The following is a 15757-nucleotide window of genomic DNA, read 5'->3' on the forward strand; positions in this document are numbered from 1 at the left end:
TCGCAGGTGGCACCGGTCCGCCGCGTGACCGTATCGCTTGCAGGAACTTTGCTGCAAGACTTCTGCAACTCGAAGCAAGAACTTTCAGCAGAGTTATTGACGCGGCCTTCCGGGCTCCCCCACGCTCTCGGTGCGCCGCCCGTCACCCCACCCCCATGGACGGGCCGGACAACCCCACCTACAGGAGCCGCACATGCGCCCAGTCCCCTCTCAGCACCCCAGAAGAAGGCGCCGCACCGCCACGGGTGTCGCCGTCGCCGCGCTCGCGCTCGGCGGTGTCGTCACCCTGCCCGCGCAGACCGCGTCCGCCGCCGACACGGGCGTCAAGAACGGCGACGTCATAGCCAACCTCTGGTCGTGGAACTGGAAGTCGGTCGCCCAGGAGTGCACCGACGTCCTCGACCCGGCCGGTTACGGCGCCGTGCAGGTCGCCCCGCCCGAGGAGTCCCTCAAGCAGGCTAACTACTTCTGGTGGGACGTCTACCAGCCCTACTCGTACAAGCTGGACAGCCGGTTCGGCAGCGCCGGCGACTTCAAGACCATGGTCGACACCTGCCACGCCGCCGGTATCGAGGTCTACACCGACGCCGTCATCAACCACACGGCCGCGCAGACCGGCACCGGCTACGCGGGCACGACGATCGGCAACAAGTACGACACCCCCGACTATGACCCGGCGGACAGCAACGACTGCACGAAGACCATCTCCAACTGGTCGGACCAGTACGAGGTGCAGCACTGCGAACTGCTCGGCCTGCCCGACCTCGACACCTCCGAGTCCGGGGTCCGCGCGAAGATCGTCGGCTTCCTGAACAAGCAGATCGATCTCGGGGTCGACGGCTTCCGCGTGGACGCCGCCAAGCACATCGAGACGGCCGACATGAAGGCCATCGTGGGTGCCCTGCACACCACGACGGCGGGCGACGCGCCGTACGTCACGCAGGAGGTCTACCCGGGCACCCCGCCCGCCCTCGGCGACTACTACGCCAACGGCGACGTCCTCGACTTCACGTACGCGGCCGCCATGAAGTCCCAGTTCGGCGGCGGTGACATCGCGAACCTGGCTTCCTTCGGCAGCAGTTGGGGTCTGGCGAACGAGGCGAACTCCAACACCTTCGTCACCAACCACGACACCGAGCGCAACGGCTACACGCTCAGCTACAAGGACGGCGCGACGGCGGTCCTCGCCAACGTCTTCCAGCTCGCGCGCGGCTACGGCCGCCCCTCGGTCTACGCCGCCTGGAACTTCTCCCAGAGCGACGAGGCGCCGCCGAACAGCGGCGGTTTCGTCACCGGCACGAACTGCTCGTCCGGCTGGTCCTGCCTGGACCGCGACACCGCCGTCTCCGGGATGATCGCCTGGCACAACGCGGTCGCGGGCGCCTCCGTCGCCAACTGGCAGTCCCCCGCCTCGAACGTCATCGGTTTCGCGCGCGGCACCGGCGGCTTCGTCGCGATCAACAACTCCTCCTCCGCCCACACCCACACGTACACGACCGGCCTCAAGGACGGCACGTACAAGAACGTGATCAACGGCGGCGCGACCTCGGTCACCGTCTCCGGCGGCAAGGCCACGCTCACCGTCCCGGCGAAGGGCGCGGTCGCGTTCTACGACGGTTCGTACACCTGCCCCGTCAACTGCGGCGGCGGGGACAACGGTGGCGGGGACGGCGGCGGCTCGACCGTCACCGCCTCCTTCAACGAGTACGCGCCCACGACCTCCGGCAGCGACGTCTACGTGGTCGGGTCCGCCCCGGCGCTCGGCTCCTGGAACACGGCGAACGCCGTCAAGCTCTCCGCCACCGGCTATCCCGTCTGGAAGAAGGACATCGCTGTCCCGGCCTCGTCCGCGATCGAGTACAAGTACCTGAAGAAGGACGCCTCAGGGAGCGTCACCTGGGAGTCGAACGCCAACCGCAAGCTCACCACGGGCACGGCGTCGACCGCCGTGAACAACAGCTGGAGCGTCGCCGACGCCGACGCCACCGACGTGCGGTTCACGGTCAACGCCACGACCACGACCGGCACGAACGTCTACGTCGTCGGCTCGATCCCCTCGCTCGGCTCCTGGAACCCGGCCGACGCGATCCCGCTGTCGTCGGCCTCGTACCCCTCGTGGGGCAGCACGGTGATCGTCCCGAAGAACACCTCTTTCACGTACAAGTACCTGAAGAAGGACGCCTCGGGGAACGTGACCTGGGAGTCCGGGGTCAACCGGTCCTACACGACCGGCTCGGGCAGCGGCTACACGGCGAGCGACACCTGGAAGTGACACACGTGTGAGGAAGGGGGCCGGTGCGAGAACACCGGCCCCCTTCTCACGTGTGTCCGCGGATCAGACCGTCTCCCACCAGACCGTCGTGTCGGCGGGCAGTTCCACCGTGCCGTCCTCGGCGGCCGGCACCGGGCCCGAGGCGAGGAGCGTCCGGCCGGGCGCTGGGACGCGGACCGGGGCGCCGGTCGTGTTGACCGTGCACGCGAACCCGGGGCGCTCGAAGAAGAGGACGCCCGCGGGCACGTCGTCGCGCCACGTCACGTCCGCGCCCGCGCCGAGGCCCGCCCGGGCGCGGCGCAGGGCGAACGCCGAGCGGTACAGCTCAAGGGTGGAGTCCGGATCGCCGGTCTGCGCCTCGACGCTCAGCGCGCCCCAGGTGCCGGGCTGCGGGAGCCAGCTGCCGCCGTCGCCGAAGCCGTACGAGGAACCCGTCCTGGTCCACGGGATCGGCACCCGGCAGCCGTCGCGGAAGCCGTCCTGACCCTGGGCGCGGAAGAACGACGGGTCCTGGCGCACTTCGTCGGGCAGGTCGGTGACGTCGGGCAGGCCGAGCTCCTCGCCCTGGTAGACGTACGCGGATCCGGGCAGCGCCAGCATGAGCAGCGTGGCGGCGCGGGCGCGGCGCAGACCCAGTTCGCGGTCGCCGGCGGTGCGGATCTGGGTGCCGCCGGGCGGGTTGGCGTAGCGGGTGGCGTGCCGGGTGACGTCGTGGTTGGAGAGCACCCAGGTGGCCGGGGCGCCGACCGGGCGCATGGCGTCGAGGGAGCTGTCGATGATGGTGCGCAGTTCCCTGGCATCCCAGGGGGCGCCCAGGTACTGGAAGTTGAACGCCTGGTGCAGCTCGTCGGGGCGCACGTAGTTGGCGGTGCGCTCGACGGTCGGGGTCCACGCCTCGGCGACGAAGACGCGCTCGCCGTCGTACTCGTCGAGGATGAGCCGCCACGAGCGGTAGATCTCGTGGACGCCCTCCTGGTCGAAGAAGGGCATCACGTCGTTGCCGAGCAGCTTCAGCTGGTCGTGCGCGCCGAGGTCGGGCAGCCCTTCGGCCTTGACGAGGCCGTGGGCGACGTCGATGCGGAAGCCGTCGACGCCCATGTCGAGCCAGAACCGCAGGATGGAGCGGAACTCGTCGGCGACGGCAGGGTGCTCCCAGTTGAAGTCCGGCTGCTCGGGGGCGAAGAGGTGGAGGTACCACTCACCGTCGGGCAGGCGCGTCCAGGCGGGGCCGCCGAAGATGGACTCCCAGTCGTTGGGCGGGAGTTCGCCGTCCGCGCCCTTGCCGGGGCGGAAGTGGTAGCGGTCGCGCAGCGGCGATCCCGGGCCCTCGGCGACGGCGCGCTTGAACCACTCGTGCTGGTCGGAGGAGTGGTTGGGCACGAGGTCGACGATGATGCGCAGACCCAGGGCGTGCGCGTCGCGGATGACCGCGTCGGCGTCGAGGAGCGTGCCGTACATGGGGTCGACGGCCCGGTAGTCGGCGACGTCGTAGCCGCCGTCGGCCTGCGGGGACGCGTAGAACGGGGAGAGCCACACGGCGTCGACGCCGAGGTCGCGCAGGTAGGGCAGGCGGCGGCGGACGCCTTCGAGGTCGCCGGTGCCGTCGCCGTCGCTGTCGGCGAAGCTGCGCGGGTAGACCTGGTAGATGACCGCGTCGCGCCACCAGTCGGTGGTCTCGCGGGTCGTGGTGGCGAACGCCGGGGACTCGTCGGTGGAGTGCTGAGTCATGGTGTCCTTGCTGCGTAAAGGAGCCGGCTGTTGGTCGGTGTGCGTATGGGTCTTCTGGTCCTCAGCCCTTGGTCCCGCCCGCGGTGAGGCCGGTGACCAGGTGCTTCTGGACAAGGTAGAAGAAGGCGGTGACGGGGATGGCGATCAACACCGCGGTGGCGGCCATGAGGTTCCACTGGGCGTCGTGCTCGCTGATGAAGCTCTGCAGGCCGACCGCGAAGGTGTACTTCGAGTCGTCGAGCAGGAAGGTCGAGGCGAACGCGACCTCGGCGAACGCGGTGATGAACGCGTAGAACGCGGCGACCGCGATACCGGGCTTGGCCAGCGGCAGGATCAGCCGCCAGAACGTGCCGAAGGGCGAGAGGCCGTCGATGCGGCCCGCCTCGTCGATGTCGATGGGCACGGTGTCGAAGTAGCCCTTCATCAGCCAGGTGCAATACGGCACGATCGTCGTGCAGTTGACCAGGATGAGGCCCAGGTAGCTGTCGATGAGGCCGAGTTCACTGAAAATCTCGTACATCGGCACGATGAGTACGGCGATGGGGAACGCCTGCGTGAGCAGCAGGACCCACATCAGCGGCCGGTAGCCGGGGAAGCGCATCCGGGAGACGGCGTAGCCGGTCGTGGCGGCGAAGAGCACGCCGACGAGGGTGGTGCCGAGCGCGACGACCAGCGTCGACTTCGTCCAGTCGAGGAACCCGGTGTGCTCCAGGACGTACGTGTAGTTGTCGAAGGTCGCCTTGGAGGCGATGCCGCCGGGGTGCAGGTAGTCGTCCTTGTCGGGACCGACCGACAGGTAGACCAGCCACACGATGGGGAACAGGGCGATGAGGCTCGCGACGGCGAGGACGCCGTGCGACAGGGCGGTCGCGAGCGGGCCGCGCTCGCCGCGCCTGCGCACGCGGCCCGTACCCGAGGGTGCGGCCTTCGGCGCGGAGCGCTGCGCGGGGACCTCCGGTGCGGAGGTGGTCGTGGTGCTCATGGTGGTGGCTCCTGCGGCGTCAGACGGCGAGCTGCTCATTGCGCTTCAACCAGCGGTAGTAGAAGGAGGTGAAGACGGTCAGGATCGACAGGAGCAGGACGCCGTAGGCGGCGGACTGCGCGAAGTCCCGCGGCTGCTGTCCGAAGCCGAGGCGGTAGGCCCAGGTGACGAGGATCTGGGCGTCCGGCGCGGTGTTGCCGAACAGCAGGAAGATGATCGCGAACTGGTTGAACGTCCAGATCACGCCGAGCAGGACGACCGTCGAGGAGACCGAGCGCAGGCCGGGCAGGGTGATGTGGCGGAACTGCTGCCAGCTGCTGGCGCCGTCCATCTCGGCGGCCTCGTAGAGGGAGGCGTCGATGGACTGCAGACCGCCGAGCAGGGAGATCATCATGAAGGGGACGCCGCACCAGGTGTTGACGAGGATCGCGGCGGCCTTCTGGAAGAAGGGGTCCTCCAGCCATGCGGGCTGGGGCAGATGGAGCGAGCCGAGCGTGGCGTTGATGATGCCCGAGTCCGCGAGCATGATCCGCCAGGCGAAGACGGTGACGAAGGTGGGCACCGCCCACGGCAGGATCAGCATGAGCCGGTAGAAGGTGCGTCCGCGCATCTTCTGGTTGAGCAGCAGCGCGAGGCCGAGCCCGATGCCGTAGTGCAGGGCGACGCAGAGCGCCGTCCACACGATCGTCCAGATGAAGTGCGACCAGAAGCGGTCGTAGGAGGACGGGCCCCACAGGATGTCGGCGTAGTTGTCGAGGCCGACGAACTTGTAGGTGGCGTCGATGTGGTTGACGCCGATGGTGCGGGCGGAGTTGAGGCTGTTGGCGTCGGTGAGCGTCAGGTAGAAGCCCCGCACCAGGGGGTAGCCGACGAGCACGCCGAGGACGATCACCACCGGGGCGATCATGACGTACGCGTACCAGTACTTGCGGTACGAGTCCTTCAGGCGCTGGATCGGTCCCGGGCGCGGCGTCTTGCGTACTGGGTGCGTCGGTCGGTCGACGGCGATGGTCATGGCGGAGCACCTTCTGGTCAGGTCGTCGCCGGTCCGCACCCTCCCCGAGTGGGGCGCGGACCGGCCGAACTACTGGGACGCGGGCGTCCCTCGCGCTACAGGGACATGTGCGTCCCTCGCGTCACTTGCGCGTCACTTGGTGAAGTCGGGCACGAGCTTGGCGAACTGGGTCTCCAGGCTGTCGAGCCCCGCGTCAAGGGACTGCTTGCCGGTGGCGACCTTCGGCAGCTCCTGGTCCATCGGCGTCCACAGCGAGCTGTACTCGGGCAGCTCGGGGCGCGGCTGGGCGGCGGTCAGGACCTTCTGGTAGCCGGCGATGCCCGGGTCGGCGGTGACCTTCGCGGTGTAGGCGTCCGCGCGCGTGGGCAGCGTGGAGTTCTTCAGGGCGATCTGCTCCTGCGTCTTCGCCGAGGTCATCCACTGGACGAACTTCAGCGACGCTTCCTGGTGGGCCTTGTCCGAGCCCGCGTAGACGGAGAGGTTGTGGCCGCCGGTCGGGGCGCCCGCCTTGCCGGTCGAACCGGCCGGGACGGTGGCGATGCCCAGGTTGTTCTTGTCCTTGAAGGCCGAACCCTTGTAGAAGTTCGTGATCTCCCACGGGCCCTGGATGATCGAGGCGACCTTGCCGTTGACGAACGCGTCCTGGATGTGGGCGTAGGCGTCGGCGGTGGCGTCGGCCTTGTGCAGGCCCTTGCCGTCGAACAGGCCCTGCCAGGCCGTGAGGCCCTTCTTGGCCTCGGCGGAACCGATGGTGATCTTCTTGCCCTCGGCGTCGACCGTGTCGGTGCCCTCGCCGAAGAGGAACGGCTCGGCGTAGTAGCCCGCGGTGGAGGCCCAGTAGCCGTCGGCGCCCGTCTTGTCCTTGACCTTGGCGGCGTCGGCCTTCAGCTCGTCCCAGGTGGTGGGCGCCTTGGTGATGCCGGCCTTCTTGAAGAGGTCCTTGTTGTAGACGAAGGCGAGGGTGTCGGTGACCAGCGGCACGCCGTAGGTCTTGCCCTCGAACTGGGCCTGCTTGATCAGGCTCGCCTGGAACTTGTCCTGCTCGGCGAGGGCCTCGGTGCCGTCGAGCGGCAGCAGGTAGCTCTTCTTGGCGAAGGCGGGGGTCCAGCCGACCTCGGCGCGCAGCACGTCCGGGGCGCCGCTGGCACCGGCGGCGGTGTCGAACTTGTTCTGCGCCTGGTCGAAGGGGACGTTGGTGTACTTCACCTTGATGTCGGGGTTGGCCTTCTCGAAGTCCTTGACCAACGCCTTGTACGTGGGCGCCTCGTTGGTGGCGTTCGACGTGTCCCACCACGTGATGGTGGTCGGGCCTGACGCCTTGCCGCCGTCGTCGTCGCTTCCGCCACACGCCGTCGCCGCGAGAGCGAGGGACGCCACCACCGCGGTGGCCGCTATGCCACGCCGCATGAGATCTCCTAGAGGGTGAATGCCCGTGAGTGGGCGAGGAGAGGTCCCGTCCGCTCCTCTGGCCTACTTGCCGACCGCGCCGTCGCCGCCGCCGGGCAGCGTGAACGTAACAGCGCGGCAAGCCCGGCGAAAGACCTTGCAGCAAAAAATTGCAGCCAACTTGGCGAGTTATCGCTTCGTGACCCGCAAAGAGCGGACGAATGCGGGGAGTTCTGCCCGATAATCACCCGTTATGCCTCCTTGCAAGGGCCTGCAAGGTCTTGCCACATGGTGGTTACACAGGGATCATCAGGAGCCTTGCCAGCACGATGTCCCCCAAGGAGCGCGATGACGCAGCTGCCCGCACAGGCGGCCCGGCGACCGGCCCAGACCCCACCCGGGACCGCCCGCCTGGCCGACATCGCCGTGCAGGCGGGCGTCAGCGAGGCGACGGTCAGCCGGGTCCTCAACGGCAAGCCGGGCGTCGCGTCGGCCACCCGGCAGTCCGTGCTCGCCGCGCTCGACGTGCTCGGCTACGAGCGGCCCGTACGGCTGCGACAGCGCAGCGAGGGCCTGGTCGGTCTGATCACCCCGGAGCTGGAGAACCCGATCTTCCCGGCGCTCGCCCAGACCATCGGACAGGCGCTGACCCGGCAGGGCTACACCCCGGTCCTGGCCACCCAGACGCCCGGCGGCTCCACCGAGGACGAGCTGACCGAGATGCTCGTCGACCGGGGCGTCACCGGCATCATCTACGTGTCAGGGCTGCACGCCGACACGACGGCGGACATGCAGCGCTACGAGCAGCTGCGCGCGCAGGGCGTGCCGTTCGTACTCGTCGACGGCTTCTCGCCGAAGGTGCAGGCGCCGTTCATCTCGCCGGACGACCGGGCCGCGATGCAGCTCGCCGTCACCCACCTCGCCTCCCTCGGCCACAGCCGGATCGGGCTCGCACTCGGCCCGAAGCGGTTCGTGCCGGTACAGCGGAAGATCGAGGGGTTCGTGCGCACGATGCAGGAGCGGCTCGGCGTACATCCGGACGACACCGAGCGCGACCTCGTCCAGCACTCCCTCTACACCCTGGAGGGGGGCCAGGCCGCGGCGTCCGATCTGATGGACCGTGGCTGTACGGCCGTCGTCTGCGCCAGCGACATGATGGCGCTCGGCGCGATCCGGGCCGCCCGCCAGCGCGGCCTCGAGGTCCCCGACGACATCTCGGTGGTCGGATTCGACGACTCGCCGCTGATCGCGTTCACCGATCCGCCGCTGACCACGGTGCGCAAGCCCGTCCAGGCGATGGGCCAGGCCGCCGTCCGGGCGGTCCTGGAGGAGATCGGCGGCACCCCCGCCCCGCACACCGAGTTCGTGTTCATGCCCGAACTGGTGGTGCGTGGTTCCACCGCCTCGGGGCCGGGCGTCAACGGCAGACGCTGAACGCTTTCCGAACGCGGCGCACCCCCGCTCCGTATGCTGCGGTGAGGGCCGGCCTTCACATCCCGAGGCCGGGTGAACGGGGGCCCGTACGGGAGGTATGGATGGTGCGCAGAGCGCTCCGCTGAGGCGGGCGGTACGACTGTTCCTGCGGTCGTGTCGCCCGCTTGATCATTTCTCGCCTTTTCTCAGGTAATCCTCAATTCCTTTTCCATTGTCCGGAGCGCCGCTCCGCGCTGCCCGAAAACAGCTCACAATACGCGTGGCGCTTTTATTTCCGGATTGTTCCGTTCCCGGTTGACAGGGCCGAATCGGTCCGCCAATCCTGGCTGCACACCGCGATTCCGGAAATTCGCAGAAATCCAATGCCCCGGGAGGGGGAAACGCCATGAAGAAGATTTCCGTCCGCAAGGCCGGTCCGATCCGTCTGACCACCGCCTGCTACTACCTCTGCGGCGACGCCGCGTAATCCGCTCCATCGCCGGTCGGAGCCGGGCCGCCTTCGGGGTCCGGCTCCGATCTTTCCCAGGGGGGTGCGCCGGATGGGCGCGACCGTATCTCTGCACCGGCTGACCATGGTCGCCGAGGACGACGGCGTGATGGTGGGCCGGCCCGACACCGGCAGTTACGCGGTCTTCCCCGAGGAGGGGGCGCAGGCGCTGCGGATGTTCGCCGACGGGGCGCGGGCCGAGGAGGTCACCGCCTGGTTCGAGCGCACCTACGGGTCACCGCTCGACCTCGACGACTTCCTGGAGACCCTCGCCGAGCTGGGCTTTCTCCGCACGGGTGGCGCCGACGACGCCCCCGCCGAACAGCCGCGGGTGCGCTGGCAGCGGCTCGGGCGCGCGGTGTTCTCGTGGCCCGCGTTCTGCGCGTACGGCGCGCTCGTGGGCGCCACGGCCGCCGCGATGGTGCGCGATCCGGGGCTGCGGCCCACGTACCACCACGTCTTCTTCACCCACTACGTGTCGCTGATCCCGGTCATCGTCTTCGCCGTCGCGATCCCGTGCATCGTCCTGCACGAGGCGTTCCACGCGCTCGCCGGACGGCGCCTCGGGCTCCCCTCGACGCTCGGTCTGGGGCGCAGGCTGTACTACCTCGTCGCCGAGACCCGGCTCGATTCACTGCTCAGTGTCGAACGCGGGAAACGCTATCTTCCGTTCTGCGCGGGCATCCTGGCGGACGTCATCCTGCTGTGCGGACTCACGCTTCTGTCGGCCGCTCTGGACGGGCCCGGTATTCCGTCCTGGATTCACAAACTGTGCCTCGCTGTCGCCTTCACCTGTGTCCTGCGCCTCATCTGGCAATTCCTGTTCTATTTGGAAACCGACATCTATTACGTGCTGACCACCGCGACCGGGTGCACGGATCTGCAGAACGCGACGCGGTTCAGGCTGCGCACAGGGCTGCGGAAAGCGGTCCGGCGCAAGCCACCCGTGCCCGACACGGAGTGGTCGCCGCGAGACCACTCCGTGGCGCGCTGGTACGCGCCGCTGCTCGTCGCCGGGTACGGGTTCTCGCTGGCCTCGCTGCTGTGGGCGGGCCTGCCGACCGCGCTGCACTTCTGGTCGACGATCACCGACCGGCTGAGCGGCGGTGACACCCCGTTCTGGGACCTGGTCGACGCCGCCGGCTTCATCGCCCTGTCCGGACTGCAGATCGGGCTGCTCGTCCACGTCACCCTGCGGGACCGGCGCGCCCGGTCCCGGACCACCGCACCGCAAGGAGCTCTGACATGACCGCAACTCCCACCGCCCCGCTGTCGACCCGGCACTGGTGGCTGGACACCACCGTCAAGGCCATGGACGGCGAGCCGCCTCCCAGGGCCCAGCTGAAGGTGCGCTGCCACCGCCGGTTACGCGGCCCGTTCACCGCCGCCCACTTCCTGCTGCACCAGGCGGTGCCTCAACTGATCGACACGGACGCCGAGCTGGTGGCCTCCGCCCGCGCCCTGGAGGTCGAGTCGATCGCGCCCGAGCTGATGGCGATCGTGCCGACGCCGCCGCAGACCCTCACCAACCTCGCTTCCGCCACCGAGCGCACCCGCTTCTATCCGGCGACCCGCGCCTTGCGCATCGCCCACGGCGTCGCCGAACTCCTCATGGACTGGGCCCGCTCCGCCCACCCGGGCGGCCTCACCCTCGCCTTCCGCGGCCTGGACGACGCCGACCCCACCGACCGCGATCTCGTCGCCGTCCTGCTGCGGCGCTGCGACCCGGCCGTGCTCACCGTCGTCGTGGACGGCGCGAGGGCCGCCTCCGACCTGCTCGGCAAGGCCCTGTACGCACACGCCCACCGGGCGCCCCGCCTCCCCGTCGTCGACGCCGCGCTGCTGCCGGACACCGACCTCGCCCAGCTCTACATCGACTCCGACGGCACCAGCGAGGATCCCCGGCTGCTCCGCGCCTACGACGCGCTGACCGCCGGCGAACGCGCCCGCCGCCACACCGCCCGCGCCGCGCTCCTCGCCGCCCGCGACGAACCGACCCTGCGCCTCGCCGCGATCCCCTACCACCTGGAGCACGGCACCGACCCGGCGGGCGCGGGCGTCGCCGCGATCGCCGAAGCCGTCGGCACCTGCTTCGACAAGGGGTTCTACGAGGCCGTGGTCGACCTCGCGCTGCGCGGCCGGGCCCTGCTCGACGAGGCCGAGCCCACCCGTACGTACTGGAACCTGACGCACAAGATCGGCGCGTGCCTCTGCTACCTGGGCCGCGGGCACGGTGCGTTCCCCTACCTCGAGGAGATGCGGCGCGGCTCGGCCTCGCCCGACGTCCACATGGGCACCGCCTACCTCATGGCGATGCTGTACACGCGGTTCCTGCCCAAGCCGGACCACGACGAGGACCGCGCCCTGGCCTGGGTCAACACCGCCATCTCGATCGCCGATGTCCACCCGGACCCGCACAAGCGGATCCTGGTCCGGGCGTTCATGCGCAACGCGCGCGCCCTGGTCGAACTGCACCGCGGCGACGTCGACGGCTCGCTCGCCCTGGTCGACGAGGCGATGGCGATCACCGACGCCGGCTTCGGGCCGCACGAGCAACTCCTGCACCGCTCCGTCCTGCTCTACAACCGCGCCCAGGTGCGCGGCGCCCGCCGCGACCACACGGCATCGCTCGCCGACTACGACGAGGTGATCCGCCGCGACCCCGACTACGGCGACTACTACTTCGAGCGGGCGGCCCAGCACCGGGCGCTCGGCGACCACCGCTCGGCGCTCGCGGACTACGCGGCGGCGATCCGGCTGACCCCGCCGTTCTACGAGGCGCACTTCAACCGGGCGGACCTGCTGCGCGAGCTCGGCGACGACGCGGGCGCGCTGCGCGACCTGGACCTCGCCCTCGACCTCGAACCGGACCACGTGGACTCGCTGGTGCACCGCTCCGACCTGCACCTGGTCCGCGGCAACCTCGACAGGGCCGCCGCCGACATCAGCCACGGCCTGTTCCTGGCCCCCGCCAACGCCCAGCTCCTCACCGCGCAAGGCGCCCTGCTCTCCGAGATCGGCGACACCGAGGCCGCCTACGACAGCTACTCGGCGGCGCTGCGGGCCGACGCGCTCTGCGTGGCGGCGTGGGCCAACCGCGCGGTGCTCGCCTTCGAGGCGGGCCGCGCCGACGCCGCCGTCAAGGACCTGGACTCGGCGCTCGCCCTCACCGACGACACCGAACTGCGGGCCAACCGGGCCGTGGCGCTCCAGGCGCTCGGCGAGCACCGGCGGGCCGTCGACGACCTGGACGCCGCCGTGGCGGACACCGGCGGCGGCGCCGACCCCGAGCTGCTGTACCTGCGCGGGGTCAGCCGCTTCGCCCTCGACGACGAGAAGGGGGGCCGCGCGGACTGGTCGGCGCACAGCGCGGCGTACGCCACGGCCGACGCCTCTCCGCACGCCGAGGAGATCCGGGCCCGTTTCGGGGCCGCACCGCGCGAGGGGGCCGCGTGAGCCGGACCGATGCCTCCCGGCGGCTCCAGCCGGTACCGGCCGCGGGCCCCGTCGAGCCGGCCGGGGCGGACCTCGTACGGTCCGTCCTGCGCCGGCACGCCAAAGGCGTCGCCGTCGTCACGGTCGGCGGCGAGCCGCCGACCGGGTTCTGTGTGACGTCGCTCGCCTCGCTCTCGCTCGATCCGCCGCTCATGTCGTTCACGGTCGGCCTGCGCTCGGCGTCCTGGAACGCCGTGCGGGGCGCGACCTGGGTCATGGTGCAGCTTCTCGCCGCCGGCCAGGAGGAGGTGGCGCGGACGTTCGCGGGCCCGCGCCAGGGCCGGTTCGCGGCGGGCACGTCCTGGCACCGGGACCCGCTCGGCCTGCCCGCGCTCGACGGGGTCCTCGCCCGGTTCGTCCTCACCCCGGTCAGCTTCCGCCCGGTCGGCGACCACGCGCTCATGATCGGGCTCGTGGTGCGGGCGGGCCGGGTGGCGGAGGAGGCGGGCCCACTGGTCCACCACGACGGCGACTTCGTCGGCCTGGCCGATGCACCTGGCTCGGACTGAGCGCGGCAGCAGGGCCATTGGTACAGTCGGCGACGATCGACCTCGTACCGAAGGGGCCCTACGCGCATGGCCGTGGACCAGCTCGACACCCGTATCCTGCGCCTGCTCCTGGAACAGCCGCGGACCAGCGTCCGCGAGTACGCCCGCATCCTGGGCGTCGCGCGCGGCACGCTGCAGGCGCGGCTCGACCGGCTCGAACGGGACGGTGTGATCACGGGCGTGGCCCCGTCCCTCTCCCCCGCGGCCCTCGGCCACCCGGTGCTCGCCTTCGTGCACATCGAGGTGACACAGGGCCATCTCAGCGAGGTCGGGGACGCCCTCGCACAGGTCCCGGAGATCATCGAGGCGCACTCCATCACCGGCGGCGGCGACCTGCTCGCCCGCGCGGCGGCGCGCGACGCCGGTCATCTGGAGGACGTGGTCCAGCAGCTCAACCGGCTGCCCGGGGTGGTCCGCACCCGCACCGAGGTGGCGCTGCGCGAGCGCGTCCCGCACCGGCTGCTCCCGCTGGTGGAGGCGGTCGGGAAGGCGGCGGCCGCGGATCGCGGCTGACCGTCCTGCCTGCTCGTCCTGGATGCTCGTCCTGGATGCTCGTCCTGCATGCTGAGGGCATGAACATCCCGCACACGGCGGTCGTCTTCGACCTCGACGGCACCCTCGTCGACAGTGAACCCAACTACTACAAGGCGTCGGTCGCCACCCTGGCCCGCTACGGCGTCGAGGGCTTCACCTGGGCCGACCACGAGACGTACGTCGGCATCTCGACCGCGGAGACCATCGACTTCTGGAAGCGGCGGTACGGCATCGACGCCCCGGCCGACGAGATCCTCGCCGACAAGACCGCCCGCTACCTGGAGCTCGCCCGCGCCGACACGCCCGTCTTCCCGCAGATGCGGCTCTTCGTGGAGCGGCTGCACGAGGCGGGCGTGCCGATGATCGTGGCGTCGGGTTCGTCGCGGGACGCCATCGACTCGATCCTGAGCGGCACCGGCCTCGCGGAGTTCCTGACGCGGTACGTCTCGGCGGACGAGGTCGAGCACGGCAAACCGGCCCCCGACGTGTTCCTGGAGGCGGCGCGACGGCTCGGCGTGGACCCGGAGCGGTGTGTCGTCCTGGAGGACGCCGCGCCGGGCGCCGCCGCCGCGCACTCGGCCGGCATGCGCTGCATCGCGGTGCCGTACGTCGCCGCGCAGGCAAACGACCCGGCGTTCACGACGGTGGACCTGCTGTTCAAGGGCGGCCAGGAAGAGTTCACGGCGCGGGCGGCGTGCGAATGGCTGGAGCGCTCGGCCCTGGCCTGAGAGCGGTGCGCTCCGCCCTGGCCCGGGAGCTGTGGGAGACCGACGCGGTCATCGGCCCGGCGGAGCCGCGAAGCCGGCTGTCGGCCGCCGTCGAACCCATAACTGACGCGGGGCGTCTTTGAGCGGCGCGCCATACGGGTACCCGAACGATCATGCGAATCAGTGTGGTGGACGTCGGATCGAACACGGTGCGCCTCGCGGTCGCGGACGCGCGCAACGGCGCGCCGCTGCCGGTGCACACGGCCAAACGGAGACTGCGCCTGGCCGAGGAGGTCGACGGCGAGCGAAGACTCGGGCCGCGCGCCGTGGAGCGGATCGTCGAGGCGGTCGGGGACGCGTACGAGAAGGCGAGGCGGTGGGGCAGCGACGAGCCCTTCGCGTTCGCCACGGCCATCGTGCGCGACGCGCCCAACAGGGACGAGGTGCTGCGCGCCGTGGAGGAGGGCACCGGGGCCCGGCTGCGGGTACTGCCCGGTGAGGTGGAGGCCGAGCTGACGTTCCTCGCGGCGCGCCGCTGGATGGGCTGGCGGGCCGGGCCGCTCGGCGTGCTCGACATCGGCGGTGGCACGCTCGAGGTCGCGTTCGGCCGCGGCCGTCTCCCGGACTTCGCCATCTCACTGCCGCTGGGGGCGCGGCGGCTGACCCGCGAGCACCTGTCCGACACCGACGTGCCCACGGAGGCGGAGCTGAAGGAGTTGCGCCGGCATGTACGCCACTCTCTGCGGGACGTCGCCGCGCGGGTCCGCTGGGAAGGTCCGGTCACGATGACGGCGACGTCCCGTACGTTCACGCAGCTCGCCCGGTTGTGCGGGGCGCCCGCAGGGCGGCACGGCCCGTTCGTCGGCCGGGAGCTCACCCGCAAGGCGCTGCGCTCCGCCGTCGGGCAGCTGGCGGCCCTGCCCGCCGCGCACCGGGCCGAACTGCCCGGAATCTCGGCGCCGCGCGCGTCGCAGTCCCTGGCGGGCGCGCTCGTCGGGCACACGGCGATGAAGCTGATGGACATCCGCGCGCTCACCATCTGCCCGTGGGCGATCAGGGAGGGCATCCTGCTGCGCCGCATCGAGGGCGGCACGGACTGGTGGTACGGGGAGGCACAACAGGCACCCGCGGGGGCGAAGTTGCGGCTCGCGGGAGGCTGAACGCCGCAG

12 protein-coding genes are annotated in these 15757 nt (G+C 70.5%); 8 read left to right on the forward strand and 4 right to left on the reverse strand.

Translation table 11 applies throughout. The features are described from left to right. The first annotated feature begins 193 nt into the window (after positions 1 to 193). Positions 194 to 2272: a carbohydrate-binding module family 20 domain-containing protein gene (locus ACH4RC_RS21280; RefSeq protein WP_398203088.1), complete on the forward strand. Its 2079-nt coding sequence runs from the start codon at positions 194 to 196 to the stop codon at positions 2270 to 2272. A gap of 63 nt (positions 2273 to 2335) precedes the next feature. Here the strand turns inward: ACH4RC_RS21280 and ACH4RC_RS21285 are convergent, their stop codons facing one another. From ACH4RC_RS21285 to ACH4RC_RS21300, 4 genes are all read right to left on the reverse strand, one after another. Next, a complete protein-coding gene (locus ACH4RC_RS21285; RefSeq protein WP_398203090.1) occupies positions 2336 to 4000 on the reverse strand; it encodes a glycoside hydrolase family 13 protein in 1665 nt (554 codons plus the stop codon). A gap of 61 nt (positions 4001 to 4061) precedes the next feature. Then, positions 4062 to 4982 carry a sugar ABC transporter permease gene (locus ACH4RC_RS21290; protein WP_398203093.1) on the reverse strand — a complete coding sequence of 307 codons (921 nt, stop codon included), beginning with the start codon at positions 4980 to 4982 and terminating at the stop codon, positions 4062 to 4064. A gap of 19 nt (positions 4983 to 5001) precedes the next feature. Continuing rightward, positions 5002 to 5997 carry a carbohydrate ABC transporter permease gene (locus ACH4RC_RS21295; RefSeq protein WP_398203094.1) on the reverse strand — a complete coding sequence of 332 codons (996 nt, stop codon included), beginning with the start codon at positions 5995 to 5997 and terminating at the stop codon, positions 5002 to 5004. Between the two features lie 132 nt (positions 5998 to 6129). Beyond that, entirely contained in the window at positions 6130 to 7404 is a 1275-nt protein-coding gene (locus ACH4RC_RS21300) for an extracellular solute-binding protein (RefSeq protein WP_398203097.1), read from the reverse strand. Positions 7405 to 7731: 327 nt separating this feature from the next. Here ACH4RC_RS21300 and ACH4RC_RS21305 point away from each other — a divergent pair, with 327 nt between their 5' ends. The 7 genes from ACH4RC_RS21305 to ACH4RC_RS21335 all read left to right on the forward strand — a co-directional run bounded on the left by ACH4RC_RS21305 (position 7732) and on the right by ACH4RC_RS21335 (position 15748). Then, a complete protein-coding gene (locus tag ACH4RC_RS21305) occupies positions 7732 to 8817 on the forward strand; it encodes a LacI family DNA-binding transcriptional regulator (RefSeq protein ID WP_398203100.1) in 1086 nt (361 codons plus the stop codon). A 539-nt stretch (positions 8818 to 9356) separates the two neighbouring features. Then, positions 9357 to 10553, forward strand: coding sequence for a hypothetical protein (locus ACH4RC_RS21310; protein WP_398203101.1), 1197 nt, complete (start codon positions 9357 to 9359; stop codon positions 10551 to 10553). Beyond that, positions 10550 to 12760 carry a tetratricopeptide repeat protein gene (locus ACH4RC_RS21315; RefSeq protein ID WP_398203102.1) on the forward strand — a complete coding sequence of 737 codons (2211 nt, stop codon included), beginning with the start codon at positions 10550 to 10552 and terminating at the stop codon, positions 12758 to 12760. Before ACH4RC_RS21310 ends, ACH4RC_RS21315 begins: the two co-directional genes overlap by 4 nt. Further along, a complete protein-coding gene (locus ACH4RC_RS21320) occupies positions 12757 to 13308 on the forward strand; it encodes a flavin reductase family protein (RefSeq protein ID WP_398203104.1) in 552 nt (183 codons plus the stop codon). The genes ACH4RC_RS21315 and ACH4RC_RS21320 overlap by 4 nt, the downstream gene beginning before the upstream one ends. Before the next feature lie 66 nt (positions 13309 to 13374). Then, positions 13375 to 13860, forward strand: a complete 486-nt coding sequence (locus tag ACH4RC_RS21325; RefSeq protein ID WP_398203106.1) for an Lrp/AsnC family transcriptional regulator — start codon at positions 13375 to 13377, stop codon at positions 13858 to 13860. 59 nt (positions 13861 to 13919) lie between these two features. Next, complete coding sequence (locus tag ACH4RC_RS21330) at positions 13920 to 14609, forward strand: HAD family hydrolase (RefSeq protein ID WP_398203108.1); 690 nt, start codon at positions 13920 to 13922, stop codon at positions 14607 to 14609. Between the two features lie 152 nt (positions 14610 to 14761). After that, on the forward strand, positions 14762 to 15748 hold the full coding sequence (locus ACH4RC_RS21335; RefSeq protein ID WP_398203111.1) for a Ppx/GppA family phosphatase: 987 nt from the start codon (positions 14762 to 14764) through the stop codon (positions 15746 to 15748). The last annotated feature ends 9 nt before the right edge of the window (positions 15749 to 15757 follow it).

The sequence above is a fragment of the Streptomyces sp. NPDC016845 genome (assembly GCF_044332585.1).
Lineage (GTDB): Bacteria > Actinomycetota > Actinomycetes > Streptomycetales > Streptomycetaceae > Streptomyces.

Bases quoted from the DNA above. Each gene is read 5' to 3' on its own strand.
- ACH4RC_RS21315 (WP_398203102.1), top strand. From the start codon at position 10,550: ATGACCGCAACTCCCACCGCCCCGCTGTCGACCCGGCACTGGTGGCTG.
- ACH4RC_RS21325 (WP_398203106.1), top strand. From the start codon at position 13,375: ATGGCCGTGGACCAGCTCGACACCCGTATCCTGCGCCTGCTCCTGGAA.
- ACH4RC_RS21290 (WP_398203093.1), bottom strand. From the start codon at position 4,982: ATGAGCACCACGACCACCTCCGCACCGGAGGTCCCCGCGCAGCGCTCC.
- ACH4RC_RS21280 (WP_398203088.1), top strand. From the start codon at position 194: ATGCGCCCAGTCCCCTCTCAGCACCCCAGAAGAAGGCGCCGCACCGCC.
- ACH4RC_RS21300 (WP_398203097.1), bottom strand. From the start codon at position 7,404: ATGCGGCGTGGCATAGCGGCCACCGCGGTGGTGGCGTCCCTCGCTCTC.
- ACH4RC_RS21305 (WP_398203100.1), top strand. From the start codon at position 7,732: ATGACGCAGCTGCCCGCACAGGCGGCCCGGCGACCGGCCCAGACCCCA.
- ACH4RC_RS21330 (WP_398203108.1), top strand. From the start codon at position 13,920: ATGAACATCCCGCACACGGCGGTCGTCTTCGACCTCGACGGCACCCTC.
- ACH4RC_RS21310 (WP_398203101.1), top strand. From the start codon at position 9,357: ATGGGCGCGACCGTATCTCTGCACCGGCTGACCATGGTCGCCGAGGAC.
- ACH4RC_RS21285 (WP_398203090.1), bottom strand. From the start codon at position 4,000: ATGACTCAGCACTCCACCGACGAGTCCCCGGCGTTCGCCACCACGACC.
- ACH4RC_RS21335 (WP_398203111.1), top strand. From the start codon at position 14,762: ATGCGAATCAGTGTGGTGGACGTCGGATCGAACACGGTGCGCCTCGCG.
- ACH4RC_RS21295 (WP_398203094.1), bottom strand. From the start codon at position 5,997: ATGACCATCGCCGTCGACCGACCGACGCACCCAGTACGCAAGACGCCG.